This window comes from Streptococcus oralis (genome assembly GCF_001579525.1).
GTDB classification, from domain to species: domain Bacteria; phylum Bacillota; class Bacilli; order Lactobacillales; family Streptococcaceae; genus Streptococcus; species Streptococcus oralis_M.
The window spans coordinates 91,121-109,089 of sequence record NZ_KQ970789.1 but is presented as its reverse complement, the minus strand read 5'-3'; the positions used below and the strand labels follow the sequence as shown (position 1 = coordinate 109,089).

Here is a 17,969-nt window from a genome sequence, read left to right as displayed (position 1 = left end):
TAGTATAATGGAGTGAGGTGATTAGATGATTTTAAAAATTTATAATGGAGAATATAGTTTACAATGGGATGGAATATACTACTTAGCACTAATTGATTATCCAAATATTCAAGAGTGGGAATTAGAAAAAATTGCTAAATTTATAGCTTACGAAAAACTTCATAAACGTCAAACAAGTATCGAGTGTGCTGATTCTTGTTTAAAAAAAGAGATTTTAGATTACATCTGTCAGCATCCCTTTCTTCCACCATTTACCCCTACAGATAAAAGAGTAGCTTCGACTTATGATCTACATAAGAGGCTAGTGACTTCAGACTACTGTAGCCATACTACGACTATAGATACAGCGATTTCTATTTTTAAAACAGGTCAGCTCTTATCTGCTGTGAAAGCCTTTAGGCGAGATGCTGAGGAGTTGGTTTTGGATAGTCGAAATGCTGCATCTGATCCGAAAGATTATTTTGACTATGTCATGTTAGGATGGTCAAATACAAGTTCTGGTTATCGATTGGCGATGGAGCGTTTATTAGGTCGAGTTCCTTCAGAGAAAGAATTACAAGATAAGTTTATTCCTGGAGTAAGTTTTCATTTTATCTATACAGATTTGATTAAAGTTCCTGGTTATATTTTTGATGGTTACCATGCTGTAAAAATTAAGGACATGCTTAATTTATTAAGTGAGTTGTATATTTGCATTATTCCAACTCATAATCAGTGCCAATTTGAAAATATTATTCCAACTAAAATACAAGATAGGGTGCATTATCTTGACTATGATGGAGAAGACTTAGAAGAGTGGACTAAGAAAGTCTATCAAGTTGTTTTAAAACAATCAGATAAAGGATAGTTGAGGAAAAAACGATGAAAATGATTGATCAAGCCTTACTAGAAAAAGTCATTATTGAACGTTCTCGTACCAGTCATAAAGGAGACTATGGCCGTCTGCTCTTGCTTGGTGGGACCTATCCTTATGGTGGAGCCATCATCATGGCTGCCTTGGCAGCAGTCAAAAGTGGGGCAGGGTTGGTGACTGTTGGCACGGATAAGGAGAATATTTCGGCTCTGCACAGTCATTTACCTGAGGCCATGGCATTTTCTCTTCAAGACCAGCAATTGTTAAAAGAACAGTTGGAAAAGGCAGAAGTTGTCTTGTTAGGTCCGGGTTTGCGAGAGGATGCATTCGGAGAAGAAATCATAAAACGGGTCTGTGACAGCCTTAGAAAAGACCAGATTTTGATTGCAGATGGCGGTGCTTTGGGCATCTTAGCAAAAGGTCAGTTACCATGTCCTTCCAGTCAGCTTATCCTAACTCCCCACCAAAGGGAATGGGAAAGACTGTCTGGTATAGTTCTTGACCATCAAAATAAAGATACGACTGCTAGGGCTCTTTCTACTTTTCCTCAAGGAACGATTCTAGTCGAGAAGGGTCCAGCAACTCGTATCTGGGAAGCTGGTCAGCCTGAATATTATCAGTTAGAGGTTGGAGGTCCCTATCAAGCAACTGGTGGGATGGGAGATACTCTGGCTGGGATGATTGCAGGTTTTGCAGGTCAGTTTCATCAAGTCAGTCTCTATCAGAGAGTGGTGGCAGCAACTCACCTTCATTCAGCTATTGCGCAAGAACTAGCTCAAGAAAACTACCTTGTCTTGCCAACAGAAATTAGCAAGCTACTTCCGAAAGCAATGAAAAAAATATCTCAAAAAGGCAGCTAATACCTTGGTTGTCTTTTTATGTTGATGTAGCTTTGTTAATAAGGTTTTCAAATACCTCAGAACTAGCGACCAACTGCTGAACTTGTGTGAAATTCTCACTTTTAAGGTCTTGATTTTTAGTCAAACTCAAAAGGAAAGCGAGATTGTTATCAAAGTTGAGGGGTGTCAAATCATGCTTTTTTTGATATAATTTTTAATGATGAATGCAAGAAATGATCGGTATGTAGTCGTTGATTTAGAGGCGACCAGCACCGGAAGCAAGGCAAAAATTATTCAAGTAGGCATTGTGGTGATTGAGAATGGTGACATCATCGATCAGTATGCGACTGATGTCAATCCCCATGAACCCTTGGATTCTCATATCAAAGAATTAACGGGTCTGACCGATCAGCGTTTGGCTGCGGCACCAGAGTTTTCTCAGGTGGCCGGAAAAATTTTTGAATTGGTTAAGGACGGTATTTTTGTTGCGCACAATGTACAGTTTGATGCCAACCTTCTTGCAGAGTTCCTCTTTTTTGAAGGATATGAATTGCGTACACCGCGGGTGGATACAGTTGAGCTTGCCCAAGTTCTATATCCTCAGTTTGAAAAATACAATCTAGGTATCCTTTGTCAAGAGTTAGGTATTGAGCTGGAACATGCCCATACTGCCCTGTCAGATGCTCAAGCAACAGCTGAACTCTTGCTTTACATGCGTCAAAAACTTTTTGAGCTACCTAAAGGGCTCTTAGAAAGCTTATTAAACCTTGCAGACAACCTTCTCTATGAAAGTTATCTGGTGATTGAGGAGGTCTATCAGCAACAATCTCTCTTATCTTCGCCAGACTTGATGGAGCTTCATGGGCTTTTCCTCAAAAAGGAAAGCAAAGGTTTAGTCCCACGAAAGTTATCCAAAGACTTTGCTAAAAACATTTCTTTATTGGGGCTGGAGGAGCGTCCACAACAGCTGGAATTTGCGGGGAAGATTGAGCAATTATTGGAAGAACATCAGACTTCCTTTATCCAAGCCCAAACGGGACTGGGCAAGACTTATGGTTATCTCCTCCCAGCTTTGAACTTGGAGAGTCAAGCAGGTATCCTAGTGAGTGTTCCGACCAAAATTCTTCAAAATCAAATCATGCAAGAAGAAGGTCAGCGCTTAAAAGAGGTCTTCCATATGGAGATTCATAGTCTCAAGGGGCCTCAAAATTACTTGAAATTGGATGCTTTTCACCAAGTCCTCCATCGGCCGGAGTCCAATCGTCTTTTCACACGATTTAAAATGCAACTGCTCATCTGGCTAACGGAGACAGAGACTGGTGACTTGGACGAAATCGGGCAACTTTATCGCTATCAGCATTTTCTGCCAGAACTAGTCCACGATGGCAAGCTTTCAAAGAAAAGTTTATTTGCCACAGAGGATTTTTGGAAACGAGGGCAGGAAAAGGTCAAGACCAGTCGTGTTCTTCTGACCAATCATGCCTATCTGGTTACTCGTTTGGAAGACAATCCAGAGTTTGTTGACAACCGTTTGGTGATTTTGGATGAAGCTCAAAAAATGCTGCTAGCCCTTGAAAATCTAGCCCAGCAGGTTTATCGCTTTGAGGAACTTGTAACCCAGCTTGATAAGTCCTTGGAGACAGAGGAAGATTTGGTTCAGAAGCGCTTGCTTGAGAGTATTGGCTTTGAATATCGATACTTGATAGAGCACTATCAGTCAGGTCTGAAGAATGGGAAGTGGTTGGATTCTCTCGAACACTTGCGCCAGCATTTTTCGGAGTTGACTCTCCCAGAGTATCGAGAGATGGCAAACTTTTTCACGTCGGACCGTGAATTTTGGCTTGCTACAGCAGAGAAATCGAGCAAGGCTGTCTTGATTTGTTCAAGCAAAAAAGGCCGCTTTATACTAGCAGACCTATTGCCAGAAGATTGTAGGCTCCTAGGAGTATCGGCCACTCTTGAAATCAGCAATCGGGTTTCCCTAGCAGATTTATTGGGATTTCCGGATGCTCCGCTTGTTAGGCTTGATGTAGCAAAACAGGAGCAACAAGAAGTCTTTCTAGTCAATGATTTTCCTCTTGTGACAGAAGTTTCGCCTTTTGACTATGCTAGTGAAGTGGCTTCTGTTATCCGAAGGTTACAAGTCTTTCAAGAACCTTTATTGGTTTTGTTTACTTCAAAAGAAATGCTGCTGGCAGTTTCGGACCTGCTCGACCAACCGCATCTAGCTCAGTATAAAAATGGGGAACCAAGCCAACTGAAAAAACGTTTTGAAAAAGGCGAACGCCAGATCTTACTCGGAACAGGTAGTTTCTGGGAAGGAGTTGATTTTTCAACTCATCCATTTGTAATCCAAGTGATTCCGAGATTGCCTTTCCAAAATCCCCAAGAACCGTTAACCAAAAAATTAAACCAAGAACTGCGTCAAGAAGGGAAAAATCCTTTCTATGATTATCAGTTGCCGATGGCGATCATTCGGTTAAAACAAGCCCTGGGCCGTACTGTTAGACGATCTGATCAAGGTTCGGTTGCTGTTATCTTAGACAGTCGTGTCGTCAGCAAGCGTTACGGCAAACAAATCGCTCAGGCCTTGTCAAAAGAAAGGACTGTTCAGGTTCTTTCTAGAGAACAGCTAGAGCCTGCTGTAGCTGATTTTCTCCAATCTCGTCGCAATAGAATGAAAGAAAAATCCAAGAAAGAGAAAAGGTAAAAAATATGAAACGTTCCTTCGACTCTCGAGTCGATTATAGCCTCCTCCTACCAGTGTTTTGTTTACTGGTGATTGGAGTAGTGGCCATTTATATAGCAGTTAGTCATGACTATCCAAATATTGTATTACCAATTCTAGGTCAGCAAATCGCTTGGATTGCCTTGGGTCTTGTCATTGGATTTGTGGTCATGTTCTTTAATACCGAGTTTTTATGGAAGGTGACTCCCTATCTTTATGGTCTAGGGCTAGCTTTGATGGTCCTCCCCCTTGTTTTCTACAATCCAAATCTTGTAGCGTCAACAGGTGCCAAGAACTGGGTATCGATTGGTGGAACGACACTTTTCCAGCCATCGGAATTCATGAAGATTTCCTATATCTTGATGTTGGCTCGAGCCATTGTAAGATTCACTCAAAAACACAAGGAATGGCGACGGACTATTCCCTTGGATTTCCTATTGATTGGTTGGATGATCGCCTTTACCATACCAGTCTTGATCCTCTTAGCCCTACAAAGTGATCTGGGGACTGCCTTGGTCTTTGTAGCTATTTTTTCCGGTATGGTTCTCCTTTCAGGTATTTCGTGGAAGATTATCATTCCTATTTTTGCGACAGGAGTGACTGCAGTTGCAGGTTTTATGGCCATCTTTATAAGCAAGGATGGACGTGCCTTCTTGCATCAGATTGGGATGCCAACTTACCAGATCAACCGCATCTTGGCTTGGCTCAATCCCTTTGACTTTGCACAAACAACAACATATCAACAGGCGCAGGGACAAATTGCGATTGGAAGTGGTGGCTTGTTTGGGCAAGGTTTCAATGTGTCCAATCTCCTCATTCCAGTACGTGAGAGTGATATGATTTTCACGGTGATTGCTGAGGATTTTGGCTTCATTGGTTCGGTCTTTGTGGTTGCCCTGTACTTGCTTCTTATTTATCGGATGTTGAAGATTACTCTCAGGTCAAATAACCAGTTCTACACCTACATTTCGACTGGTTTTATCATGATGTTGCTCTTCCATATCTTTGAAAATATCGGTGCCGTGACAGGCTTACTTCCTTTGACAGGGATTCCTCTACCTTTCATCTCTCAAGGGGGATCCGCAATTATTAGCAACCTCATTGGTGTCGGTCTCCTCTTATCTATGAGTTACCAGACCAATCTAGCAGAAGAGAAAAGTGGAAAAGTTCCATTCAAACGAAAGAAAGTCGTCCTAAAACAAATCAAATAAGGAGGCCACTATGGCAACAGTAGCAGTTATCTTAGCCCAGGGTTTTGAAGAAATTGAAGCCTTGACAGTAGTTGATGTCTTGCGTCGAGCAAACATTTCATGTGATATGGTAGGATTTGAAGAGCAGGTGACAGGATCGCATGGCATTCAGGTGAAAGCTGATCGTGTTTTTGATGGTGATTTGTCTGACTATGACTTGGTCGTTCTTCCTGGTGGCATGCCAGGATCAGCTCACCTACGGGATAATCCAGCCCTCATTTCTGAGATTAAAGCCTTTGACCAAGCAGGAAAGAAAATTGCTGCCATTTGTGCAGCCCCAATAGCCCTCCATCAAGCAGGTATCCTGAAAGACAAGCACTTTACTTGTTATGACGGTGTTCAGGAGCAAATTACTGACGGAATTTATCAAAAGCAAACAGTGGTTGTAGATGGTAATCTAACAACTAGCCGAGGACCGTCAACTGCCCTTGCCTTTGCCTATGAGTTGGTAGAGCAATTGGGAGGAGATGCCGAAAGTTTACGAGTCGGCATGCTCTATCGAGATGTCTTTGGAAATCAACTGTAAGACGAGAGTTCGGCTCTCGTTTTTTACTTGGAAAAATCTAGGAAATCATCGCTTTTTTCATAAAAAAATGGTATAATGAAGGGTATGAAATATCACGACTATATATGGGATTTAGGTGGTACCCTATTGGATAATTATGAGACTTCTACAGCAGCCTTTGTAGAAACCTTAGCCCAATATGGAATAGAGCAAGAACACGACCGTGTCTACGAAGCTTTGAAGGTTTCGACAGCTTTTGCCATCGAGAAGTTTGCACCAGATATCGAGGGGGTTTTAGAGAACTATAAAGAAAATGAAGCGCGTGAGCTAGAGCATCCAGTTTTGTTTGAGGGAATTCCAGAATTACTCAAAGACATTTCGGACAAGGGTGGTCGCCATTTCTTAGTTTCTCATCGAAATGACCAAGTGCTAGAACTTCTTGCTAAGACCCAGATAGCGAACTACTTCACCGAGGTGGTGACTGCCAGTTCTGGCTTTAAACGGAAACCAGATCCTGAGTCCATGATTTATTTACGTGATAAATATCATATTACATCTGGTTTGGTCATTGGTGACAGAAATATTGATGTAGAAGCAGGTAAAGCTGCAGGCCTAGATACCTATCTTTTTGACAATGTTGCAACACTGAGACCAGCAATAGACATGTAAGAAAAAGGAAAAAAATGACAGAAGAAATCAAAAACCAACAGGCACAGGATTATGATGCCAGTCAAATTCAAGTTTTAGAAGGTCTGGAAGCCGTTCGTATGCGTCCAGGTATGTATATCGGATCGACTGCTAAAGAGGGGCTTCACCACCTAGTCTGGGAAATTGTTGATAACTCTATTGACGAGGCCTTGGCTGGATTTGCTAGTCATATCCAAGTCTTTATCGAACCTGATAATTCTATTACCGTTGTGGATGACGGTCGTGGAATTCCTGTTGATATTCAAGAAAAGACGGGACGTCCTGCTGTTGAGACAGTCTTTACGGTTCTTCACGCTGGAGGAAAATTCGGCGGTGGCGGATATAAGGTATCAGGTGGACTCCACGGAGTAGGTTCATCAGTAGTAAACGCTCTTTCAACGCAACTAGATGTTCATGTTCACAAAAACGGCAAAATTCATTACCAAGAATACCGTCGTGGTCATGTTGTTGCTGATCTTGAGGTCGTTGGAGATACAGATAAAACAGGAACTACAGTTCACTTCACACCAGACCCAGAGATTTTTACAGAAACAACGACTTTTGACTTTGAAAAATTAAACAAACGTGTTCAAGAATTAGCCTTTTTGAACCGAGGACTTCGAATTTCAATTACAGACAAGCGTGAAGGTCTCGAACAAACCAAGCATTATCACTATGAAGGTGGAATTGCTAGCTACGTTGAGTATATCAACGAAAATAAGGATGTGATCTTTGATACACCAATCTACACAGACGGTGAAATGGATGATATCACAGTTGAAGTAGCCATGCAGTACACAACCGGTTACCACGAAAACGTCATGAGTTTCGCCAATAACATTCACACCCATGAAGGTGGTACGCATGAGCAAGGTTTCCGTACAGCACTGACGCGTGTTATCAACGATTATGCCCGCAAGAATAAACTGCTAAAAGACAATGAAGACAACCTGACAGGGGAAGATGTTCGTGAAGGTTTGACTGCTGTTATCTCTGTCAAGCATCCAAATCCGCAGTTTGAAGGACAAACCAAGACCAAACTGGGAAATAGCGAAGTGGTTAAGATTACCAACCGCCTCTTTAGCGATGCCTTTTCTGATTTCCTCATGGAGAATCCACAGATTGCCAAGCGCATCGTGGAAAAAGGGATTTTGGCTGCCAAGGCTCGTGTAGCTGCTAAGCGTGCGCGTGAAGTCACTCGCAAGAAATCTGGCTTGGAAATTTCCAATCTTCCAGGGAAATTAGCAGACTGTTCTTCAAATAACCCTGCTGAAACCGAACTCTTCATCGTTGAGGGAGACTCAGCTGGTGGATCAGCTAAATCTGGTCGTAACCGTGAATTCCAAGCTATCTTGCCAATTCGTGGTAAGATCTTGAACGTTGAAAAAGCCAGCATGGATAAAATTCTTGCCAACGAAGAAATTCGGAGCCTTTTCACAGCCATGGGAACAGGTTTTGGGGCAGAATTTGATGTCACTAAGGCTCGTTACCAAAAACTCGTTTTGATGACCGATGCCGATGTTGATGGAGCCCACATTCGAACCCTCTTACTGACTCTGATTTACCGCTACATGAAGCCAATTCTAGAAGCTGGATATGTCTACATTGCCCAACCGCCAATTTACGGAGTAAAAGTTGGAAGTGAGATTAAAGAATACATCCAGCCAGGTGCGGATCAAGAAATTAAACTCCAAGAAGCCTTAGCACGTCATAGTGAAGGGCGTTCAAAACCAACCATCCAACGTTATAAAGGTTTAGGAGAAATGGATGACCACCAATTGTGGGAAACAACCATGGATCCAGAACATCGCTTGATGGCGCGTGTTTCGGTAGATGATGCTGCCGAAGCAGATAAGATCTTTGATATGTTGATGGGGGATCGAGTAGAACCTCGTCGCGAATTTATTGAAGAAAACGCTGTTTATAGTACACTTGACGTCTAAAAATTGTGGGAAATAGTTCCCTTGGTTTAAAAAATATGATATAATCATTACGATTGTTTCTAGTATAAAAGGAGTTTGATATGTCTAATGGACAACTAATTTATCTAATGGTTGCGATTGCAGTCATTTTGATCCTAGCTTATGTAGCAGTTATCTTTTTACGTAAGCGTAATGTAAGTCGATTAACGGCCCTTGAAGAAAGAAAAGAAGAACTCTACAACCTCCCAGTTAATGACGAGGTTGAAGCCGTTAAAAACATGCACTTGATTGGTCAAAGTCAGGTAACCTTCCGTGAATGGAATCAAAAATGGGTTGATTTATCACTTAACTCATTTGCTGATATTGAAAACCATCTCTTTGAAGCTGAAAGCTACAACAATTCTTTCCGTTTCTTTAAAGCAACACACAAAATTGATCAAATTGAGAGCCAAATCGACTTGATCGAAGAAGACATTGCAGCTATTCGCAATGCCCTCTCAGAACTTGAAAAACAAGAATCTAAAAACAGTGGTCGTGTCTTGCACGCTTTGGACTTGTTTGAAACACTCCAGCACACTGTTGCAGAAAACTCAGAAAAATATGGGAAAGCCCTTCCTGAGATTGAGAAACAATTGGAAAACATCCAATCAGAATTCTCTCAATTTGTTACCTTGAACTCTTCAGGTGATCCAGTTGAAGCCGCAGCAATCTTAGATGATACTGAAAACCATATTCTTGCCTTAACTCATATCGTTGATCGTATTCCGGCTCTAGTTGAAACATTGACAACAGACCTACCAGATCAATTGTCAGATTTGGAAGAAGGCTATCGCAAGCTGTTAGATGCCAACTATCACTTTACAGAAACAGATATTGAGTCTCGTTTCCAACTTTTGCACGAATCTCTGAAAAATAATCAAGAAAATATTCGTCAGTTGGAATTGGACAATGCAGAGTATGAAAATAATCGCATTCAAGAAGAAATCAACGCACTTTACAATATCTTCACTCGTGAAATTGCAGCTCAAAAAGTGGTTGAAAGTCTTCTTTCGACATTACCCACTTATCTCAACCACTTGAAAGAAAATAATCAGGTGCTTGTTCAAGATCTTGAACGCTTGACTAAAACCTACCTTCTTCCTGAAAGTGATGGCAATCATGTTCGTCGTCTTCAAGCAGAATTGGCTGCACTTGATAAGGCAATCATGGAAGTGACAGAGGATCAAGGTGAGTCAACACAAGCCTACTCTGCTCTTGAAGAACAGTTGAAAATGCTTCAAAGCAACCTCAAGGATATTGAGGATGAGCAAATCTCTGTTAGCGAACGACTTGCGCAAATCGAAAAAGAGGACCTCAATGCTCGCCAAAGAGCAAATGTCTATGTGAACCGTTTGCATACGATCAAACGTTACATGGAGAAGAGAAACTTGCCAGGAATCCCTCAAAGTTTCTTGAAACTTTTCTTTACTGCAAGTCATAACACTGAAGATTTGATGGCAGAGTTAGAACAACCACAAGTCAATATTGAATCGGTTAAACGCGTTCTTGAAATTGCAACAAATGATATGGAAGCACTTGAAACAGAAACCTATGATATCGTTCAATATGCGACCTTGACGGAGCAACTCTTGCAATACTCAAACCGTTACCGTTCATTCGATGAGCGTATCCAAGAGGCCTTTAACGAAGCGCTTGAAATTTTTGAAAAAGAGTTTGACTACCAGGCATCATTTGAAAAAATTTCACAAGCATTGGAAGTTGCTGAACCAGGGGTTACAAACCGTTTTGTAACTTCATATGAAAAAACACGTGAAGCGATTCGTTTTTAAAATAGAAGCTTAGAGATTTCTAAGCTTTTTTATTTCCCTAAAAAGAAGACAGAATCCCTGTTTATCATTGAAATAATAGCCTTGATTTGATATGATGGAAATATGAAAAAAAATAGAGCGAAACGTGTTTCTCACGATAAAACGAGAAGGCTATTGCTTTCCCTTGTTGGAATCTTAGGAATTGCTACGATTCTATTAGGGAGTGCTATTGGTTATAAGCTGTTACAAAAGCAATCTTACGAACAAAAAATTGAAGCGCTAAAAAGCGAAAAGGACCAGCAATTCAACTCAGGTAGTCAGAAGGACCATTTCCGAAAAGGTCAAGCTGAGGTGATTGCCTACTACCCTCTGCAAGGAGAGGAAGTCATTGCGTCTGTTAGAGAAAAAATCAACCAGGATATCAAAGAAAAGCTGGAAGATAAAGAGGATTTGGTCTTTTATTATACTGAGCAGTTGGACCCAGTCTTAAAGGGAGTTGTTGCTCGTAGTATCAGTAAGCAAGTTTACGATTTGTCTGCATCAAAGGTTGAAGAAAAAGAAAAAACTTCTTTAGGGAAAATTTTCTTGACTGAAGATGGGAAAGATTTTGACCTCAGCAAACTCTTCAAAGATGCAAGCAAAGCTAAGGAACTCTTACTGAGTCAAATCAAATCAACTCTAGAAGATAAGAAACTTGACCAGGCAAAAATTGATCAAGTTATAAAGAGCTTCACAGAGCAAGAATTGACATCTTGGAGCTTTGACTATAAGGATAGTCAAATCATCCTTTATCCTGCTAATCCTGGAGAGACTGTTGAGGAAATTGCTTTGCCAATATCTAGTTTCTTTGATGTCATTGAGTCCTCTTATCTATTAGAAAAGGATGCTGAACTTTACCAAGCATACTTTGCTAAGAAAAATAAAAAAGTTGTAGCCTTGACCTTTGACGATGGTCCAAATCCAACTACAACCACGCAGGCTTTGGATACTTTAGCTAAATATGGTGTAAAAGCAACCTTCTTTGTACTTGGTAAAAACATTGCAGGTAATGAAAATCTTCTAAAACGAATGAAATCAGAAGGTCATGTTGTAGGAAACCACAGCTGGAGTCATCCCGTTCTTTCTAAATTATCCCTCGAAGATGCTAAAAAGCAAATCACCGATACAGAAGATTTGCTAACTCAAGTTTTAGGATCAAGCTCTAAACTGATGCGCCCACCTTATGGTGCCATCACTGATGATATTCGAAACGGCCTTGATTTAAGCTTCATCATGTGGGACGTGGATAGTTTGGACTGGAAGAGTAAAAACGAGACAGCCATTTTGACAGAGATTCAACGTCAGGTTCGCAATGGTTCTATCATCCTCATGCATGATATCCATGGTCCTTCAGTTAATTCTCTACCAAGTGTCATTGAGTATTTAAAGGGTGAAGGGTATACATTTGTGACCGTTCCTGAATTGCTCAATTCTCGCTTGAAAGCTCACGAGATCTATTACGATCGTGATCAATAATTGTTAAAATCTAAAGGGGCAAGTGTTCTGATAATCAGGATTTTGTTTCTTTAGATTTTCTTCACATAGAAAGGAAAAACGATGAAATCTTATACCCTTAATAATGGAATTTCAATTCCTGTACTAGGATTTGGGACATGGAAAGCTGAAAATGGAGAAGTAGCCTACCAAGCCGTTTTAGAAGCCTTAAAGGCTGGTTATCGTCATATCGATACTGCAGCTATCTATAAAAATGAGGAAAGTGTTGGTCGTGCTATTCGAGATAGCGGTCTTCCACGACAAGAAATCTTTGTAACGACCAAACTCTGGAATACCAATCACAGCTATGATGAAGCACGCCAAGCATTTGAAGAATCAATGGAAAAACTGGGATTGGATTATCTAGATTTGTACCTTATCCATTGGCCAAATCCAAAACCTTTAAGAGAAAATGACGAATGGAAAACTCGCAATGCCGATGTCTGGAGAGCGATGGAGGACCTGTACCAAGAAGGTAAAATTCGTGCTATCGGCGTTAGTAATTTCCTTCCCCATCATTTGGATGCCTTACTTGAGACAGCAAGAATCATCCCAGCGGTCAATCAGGTACGCTTGGCACTAGGAGTTTATCAGGAGGAAGTGGTTGACTACTGTAAAGAGAAAGGAATCCTCTTAGAGGCTTGGGGACCATTTGGGCAAGGGGAGCTGTTTGAACAGAAAGAGGTCCAAAAAATTGCTGATAAGCATGGGAAATCAGTGGCACAAATTGCCTTGGCTTGGAGTTTGGCAGAAGGTTTTTTACCTCTACCTAAGTCAGTGACAGTCTCTCGTATCCAGAGCAATCTTGACTGTTTTGGAATTGAACTCAGCAAAGACGAGCGAGAAGTCTTAAAGACTATCTCGGTAGCTTCGGGCGCACCTCGTGTGGATGAGATGGATTTTTAGTTTGTAAAATCTATTTATACCGAAATAACAAAGACTAAGGATTTTAAATCCTAGTCTTTTTGTGTATAAAAAATCTAAATTATTTGTATAATGAAATAATTTTATGGATTGAAATATAGGAACGAATTTAGAAAACATTGGTTTGATAGAACAAATAACACGAATGATAGAATTAAATAAGTGAAATATATACGTAAATATTACATTTTTGTGACAATTCAGATTTTTATGAAAATTTAGGATTATTTGCGTTATAATAGATATACTTTAAAGAAAAAGGAGATTATTTATGAATAGACGACAACGTTTTTCATTAAGGAAATACAAATTTGGTCTTACTTCAGTTTTATTGGGAACTGCTTTGGTTTTTGGAGCAAGTCAAGTCAGTGCCAATGAGCAGAGTACAAGTGAAAATCAAGTACAAACTCAGGCAATAAAGACAGAGCTAAAAGACGATAAGCACTCAAACTCTGCGACTGACTTAACTACCACTAATGGGATAGCAGCAGTTGAAGAGAAACAAGAAGTTGAAACTTCTAAAGAGGATGCTAGTAAACAAGATGCTAAGGTAGAAGTTCCAGTTGATAAAACTGCTGAAGCCCAAGAATCAGGAAAAGATAGCGCAGTTGCAAATGAAGAAAATCAAGATGTCGTTCAAAAAGACACAAAAGTAGATGCCGGCGACGCGTCTGCTACTGAGAAGGATTCTAACATAGAGAAAAAAGAGGCTCAAGCAACGACAGATTCTAAAACTACTGGAGAAAGGGCAACTACTGAAAAAGAACAAGAAAAAGCTGAGTCTGCAAAACCCAATAGTCTTTCAAGCAATGATATCATCACAGTAGCAAAAACTTGGAAGGCTGGTTACAAGGGGGCAGGGACAGTTGTTGCCATAATTGACTCAGGACTTGATTTGAATCATGAAGTTCTTCGGATTTCGGAACCGTCAAAAGCAAAATTTAAAAACAAGGAAGCCATCGAAGCAGCTAAAAAGGCTGCTGGAATCGACTACGGTAAATGGTATAGTGATAAGGTTGTCTATGCCTACGATTACTTTGACGGAACAGATAATATCAAAGAAGTAGAAAGAACTTCTCATGGGATGCACGTAACAGGAATTGCTGCTGGAAATCCTGATAAAGAAGCACCGAATGGTGAAAAGATCTATGGTGTGGCGCCAGAAGCCCAAGTCATGTTTATGCGTGTCTTTTCAGATCGCCAAAAGACGACAAGTTCGGCCCTTTATGTAAAAGCGATTGATGATGCAGTTTCCTTGGGAGCAGATGCCATTAATATGAGTTTGGGATATAGCACTGGTTCTATGGTTGATGCTGGTTCTGATATTGTGGATGCTATCAAACGGGCTCGTGCCAAGGGAGTCTCTGTTCTTATCTCAGCAGGAAATAGCAATACATTCGGAAATGGTTATTCAAAACCACTAGCCGAAAACCCAGACTATGGCTTGGTTGGAAATCCATCCACTGTTGAGGAGTCTATTTCAGTTGCTTCTGTCAACAATAAAACATTGACAACAGCTGTTTTTGAAGTCAAAGGCTTAGAGGGAAATGCCGGTCTTCATAACGGAAAATTTGATTATAATCAACCGGAAGCAGATAAGGACTTTGAAAAAGGAAAAGAGTATGAATATGTCGAAGCAGGGTTAGGTCGTGAAGAAGACTTTGCGAAGTTGGATTTAACTGGGAAACTTGCCCTCATTCAGCGTGGAGCTATGAACTTTTCAGAGAAGATCAAAAATGCACGAAAACACGGTGCAGTTGGTGCTTTGATCTACAATAATGTAGAGGGTGCAAACATCAATATGGCGATTGATGATGAGGCAAAGAAAATTCCTTCCGTATTTATTTCTAAACAGTATGGTGAAGCCTTAAAATTAGGGAACTACAAGATTGTTTTTAATGACAAGATGGATAATCGCCCATCCGATGTAGCCAATCAGCTATCTGACTTTTCAAGTTGGGGAGTGACTACCGATGGACAATTGAAACCAGACGTGACAGCTCCTGGCGGTAATATCTACTCATCCTTTAATGACAATACCTATGGTAGTATCAGCGGAACCAGTATGGCGGCCCCTCACGTTACGGGTGTTGCAGTTCTGGTTAAGGAATACCTTCAAAAACACTATCCAGAATTGACTCCTGAGCAAGTATCAGAGACTATCAAGGCCTTGATCATGTCAACCGCAAAACCACATGTTAATAAGGAAACAGGCACTTATACCTCTCCTCGTCAGCAAGGTTCAGGTATTGTGGATACAGCTGCTGCAGTTTCAACCGACCTCTATGTAACGGGTGAAAATGGTTATCCAAGTGTGACTTTAGGAAATGTTGGAGATCAATTTACTTTCAAGGTCACTGTACACAATATTTCAGATACTGACCGTACTCTCAAGATGGTAGTGAATACCAATACAGATGATATCCAAGATGGAAAATTCACCCTTCGACCTCGAAAACTAACGGAGACAGTCTGGCCTGAAGTGACGGTCAAAGCCCACAGCAGTCAAACAGTCACTGTTAAAGTAGATGCTCGAAAATTTGCTGATCAACTCAGCAAACAAATGCCAAATGGCTATTTCCTTGAAGGTTTTGTTCGATTTGTAGATCCAGCAGATGATGGGGATGTTGTGAGTCTTGCATTTATGGGCTTCCGAGGTGAATTCCAAAATCTCCCCGCTGTCGAAAAACCAATTTACAATCTTGTCCGAGAAGGGAAAAACGGATTTTACACGGAAGTAGACAAGGAAAATCCTGCCGTTAACTACTCTAATGATGCGACCTATCTAGCCACCTTGCAAAATGACCTTCTAGTGTCTAAAGGTCAACGCCAAGGAAGCCGAATTACCGTTCTTGGAATCGAACAAAATGCTGAAGGTAAGCATGTTCTTCAGTTGGACGAAAAAGGAAATATCCGTATTGCTATTTCTCCAAACGATGATGGGAACAAAGACCTAGTTGAATACAAAACGGTTGCTTTGAGAAATCTTGTAAATCTTCGGGCTACAGTTTATGCGGCTACGGATACCAAGCATGAACATCCTATTTGGGAGGGTGATGCAAAGGATCTTCGTAAGAATTACTTTGATGGTGACAGTAGAAATCTGAAGAGTTATATTCTAGATAATACTGCTTGGAGAGGTCAGGATTTTGATGGCAATACCGTTGCAGATGGTTTATACGACTATGTTATCAGTTATACACCAGACGTTCCAGGAGCCAAAGAACAATACACGATCTTCAAAATTCAAATTGATACTCAAAAACCTGTCATCACAAGTGGTTATATTCGCTTTAAAGATGGAAATCAAGAATTCGTAGCTCGCAAACCAAAAGATGTGGGTCAAGGCGGTATCCTTTCAGAAAAAGTCTTCTACCTCACACCATTTGACCAGAAAGGGACCATGGTTCTAACTGGGAAAGACCAGTCTGGAACTCGTGCACTTGAGAACACCCATCTGATTAAGGCAAATGCTGATGGTAGTTATACACTTCCTAAGGATGTTGACAAGGCTAATATTTACTATCTTGTTGAGGACTATGCAGGAAATGTAGACTATATCTCACTTGCTGAACTTGTGCGCGATCAAAATAGTGGTCGAGTGAAAATTGCCTTGAAGGATGCAAAAACAAATCAGGATATTGATACCCTCTACGTCTATCGAATCAAAAATAGCAAGGGGCAATATGTTGATGTTGACAAGACAAAAGCGATTCATTTCTTACAGTTTGGTCATTATACAGCAGAAATTTTCAGTTATGACCGAACAGAATTGAAATTTATCAGTGCCTTGTCCCAAGAGTTTGACTTGACGGAAGAAAATAGTTTCCAAACCATTACCTTCCTAGCAAATCTCCTAGAATATGCACCTGTGTCTGTTTCCTTCAATCAAGCAGTTCCAAAGACGACTACTGTGGTTCTGAAAGGAGAAGATGGGACAAGTATCACTCTTCCTGCTGAAAAATACGGTCAATACGCCTTTGGTAAGAAAGTTGCTACAGGTCGTTATACTGTACAAGTCACCTTGCCAACTGGATATGAACTCCTTGAAGATCTCGTTTCCTTGCTCGTTCAGCCAGGCCGAAATAATGCTTTGCGTCTATCTATTGTGTCTAAGTTGGCCTTGCTTGCTGCGGTAAATCAACAAAAAGAACTGGTAGAAACGTCTCGTTACTTTAATAGTAGTGCAGATAAGAGAAAAGCTTATGACCAAGCTTTCCAAGTGGCGCAGTCAGCCTTGTCAAGCAAGTTGAAGCAAGAATTGATTGATGGCGTTCTCGCTAGTCTTGAAGCTGCTGGTAAGGCTTTGGATGGAAAAGATTCGAACGTTACAGCCTTGAAAGAAGCTATGAAAGCATACTATGCAACGACTAAAACTGGACGATATGCTAATGCCAAGGAAAAAGTACGTCGAGCTTATGATCGTGCCTTCCAAGAAATTGCCTTACTAGCTGTAGATCCTAAAGTCAAACAGGATCAAATTGACCAATCTCTCATTGCCTTAGCGACGGCTAAAAGCAAATTAAATGGCAAAGCTACTGACTTCTCTAGTCTGAAGAAACTGGTCAAGGATGAACGCCTTTTCCAAGAAAAGAACGCGAGATTTATCTATGCTGACAAGAAAGAAAAAGCAGCTTATCTTTTAACTTTTAAAGAGGCACAGGAACTCCTTAAAGATCCAGGAGCGAGCCAAGAAGATGTCAAAGATGCCATTACAGCCTTGAAACAAGCCAAGAGAAATTTACATGGCAAAAAACCAAAAGCGAAAAGACATCCTTAAACAGGACTTTCTGAAGCTTTACTATTAAATGAGTCTGGAACTTTGTTTTCAGACTCATTTTTGGTTTACACTAGCTAGAAAATCTGCTATAATACTAGCTAGGAAAGAAAGTCTTATGGCGTTCTTCAAGCGAGCTTGGG

At 40.7% G+C, this 17,969-nt stretch carries 11 protein-coding genes; all 11 read left to right on the top strand.

Annotated features, from left to right (window positions below; genetic code table 11):
* The first annotated feature begins 25 nt into the window (after nucleotides 1-25).
* A complete protein-coding gene (locus tag SORDD25_RS04070) occupies nucleotides 26-847 on the top strand; it encodes a hypothetical protein (RefSeq protein WP_061852724.1) in 822 nt (273 codons plus the stop codon).
* 14 nt (nucleotides 848-861) lie between these two features.
* Nucleotides 862-1,713, top strand: coding sequence for an NAD(P)H-hydrate dehydratase (locus tag SORDD25_RS04065; protein ID WP_061852723.1), 852 nt, complete (start codon nucleotides 862-864; stop codon nucleotides 1,711-1,713).
* A gap of 199 nt (nucleotides 1,714-1,912) precedes the next feature.
* Nucleotides 1,913-4,402, top strand: a complete 2,490-nt coding sequence (locus SORDD25_RS04060) for a bifunctional DnaQ family exonuclease/ATP-dependent helicase (protein ID WP_061852976.1) — start codon at nucleotides 1,913-1,915, stop codon at nucleotides 4,400-4,402.
* Nucleotides 4,403-4,407: 5 nt separating this feature from the next.
* Entirely contained in the window at nucleotides 4,408-5,631 is a 1,224-nt protein-coding gene (locus SORDD25_RS04055; RefSeq protein WP_061852722.1) for an FtsW/RodA/SpoVE family cell cycle protein, read from the top strand.
* Between the two features lie 10 nt (nucleotides 5,632-5,641).
* Nucleotides 5,642-6,196 (top strand): DJ-1 family glyoxalase III, encoded by a 555-nt coding sequence (locus tag SORDD25_RS04050; protein ID WP_061852721.1) that lies wholly within the window; start codon nucleotides 5,642-5,644, stop codon nucleotides 6,194-6,196.
* A gap of 84 nt (nucleotides 6,197-6,280) precedes the next feature.
* Nucleotides 6,281-6,844: an HAD-IA family hydrolase gene (locus SORDD25_RS04045; protein ID WP_061852975.1), complete on the top strand. Its 564-nt coding sequence runs from the start codon at nucleotides 6,281-6,283 to the stop codon at nucleotides 6,842-6,844.
* 14 nt (nucleotides 6,845-6,858) lie between these two features.
* Nucleotides 6,859-8,805, top strand: coding sequence for a DNA topoisomerase (ATP-hydrolyzing) subunit B (gene gyrB, locus SORDD25_RS04040; RefSeq protein WP_061852720.1), 1,947 nt, complete (start codon nucleotides 6,859-6,861; stop codon nucleotides 8,803-8,805).
* 80 nt (nucleotides 8,806-8,885) lie between these two features.
* A complete protein-coding gene (gene ezrA, locus SORDD25_RS04035) occupies nucleotides 8,886-10,613 on the top strand; it encodes a septation ring formation regulator EzrA (RefSeq protein WP_061852719.1) in 1,728 nt (575 codons plus the stop codon).
* Nucleotides 10,614-10,715: 102 nt separating this feature from the next.
* Nucleotides 10,716-12,107 (top strand): peptidoglycan-N-acetylglucosamine deacetylase PgdA, encoded by a 1,392-nt coding sequence (pgdA, locus tag SORDD25_RS04030; protein ID WP_061852718.1) that lies wholly within the window; start codon nucleotides 10,716-10,718, stop codon nucleotides 12,105-12,107.
* Nucleotides 12,108-12,188: 81 nt separating this feature from the next.
* Nucleotides 12,189-13,031, top strand: a complete 843-nt coding sequence (locus SORDD25_RS04025) for an aldo/keto reductase (RefSeq protein ID WP_061852717.1) — start codon at nucleotides 12,189-12,191, stop codon at nucleotides 13,029-13,031.
* Nucleotides 13,032-13,320: 289 nt separating this feature from the next.
* Nucleotides 13,321-17,829, top strand: a complete 4,509-nt coding sequence (locus tag SORDD25_RS04020; RefSeq protein ID WP_061852716.1) for a S8 family serine peptidase — start codon at nucleotides 13,321-13,323, stop codon at nucleotides 17,827-17,829.
* Nucleotides 17,830-17,969: the final 140 nt, after the last annotated feature.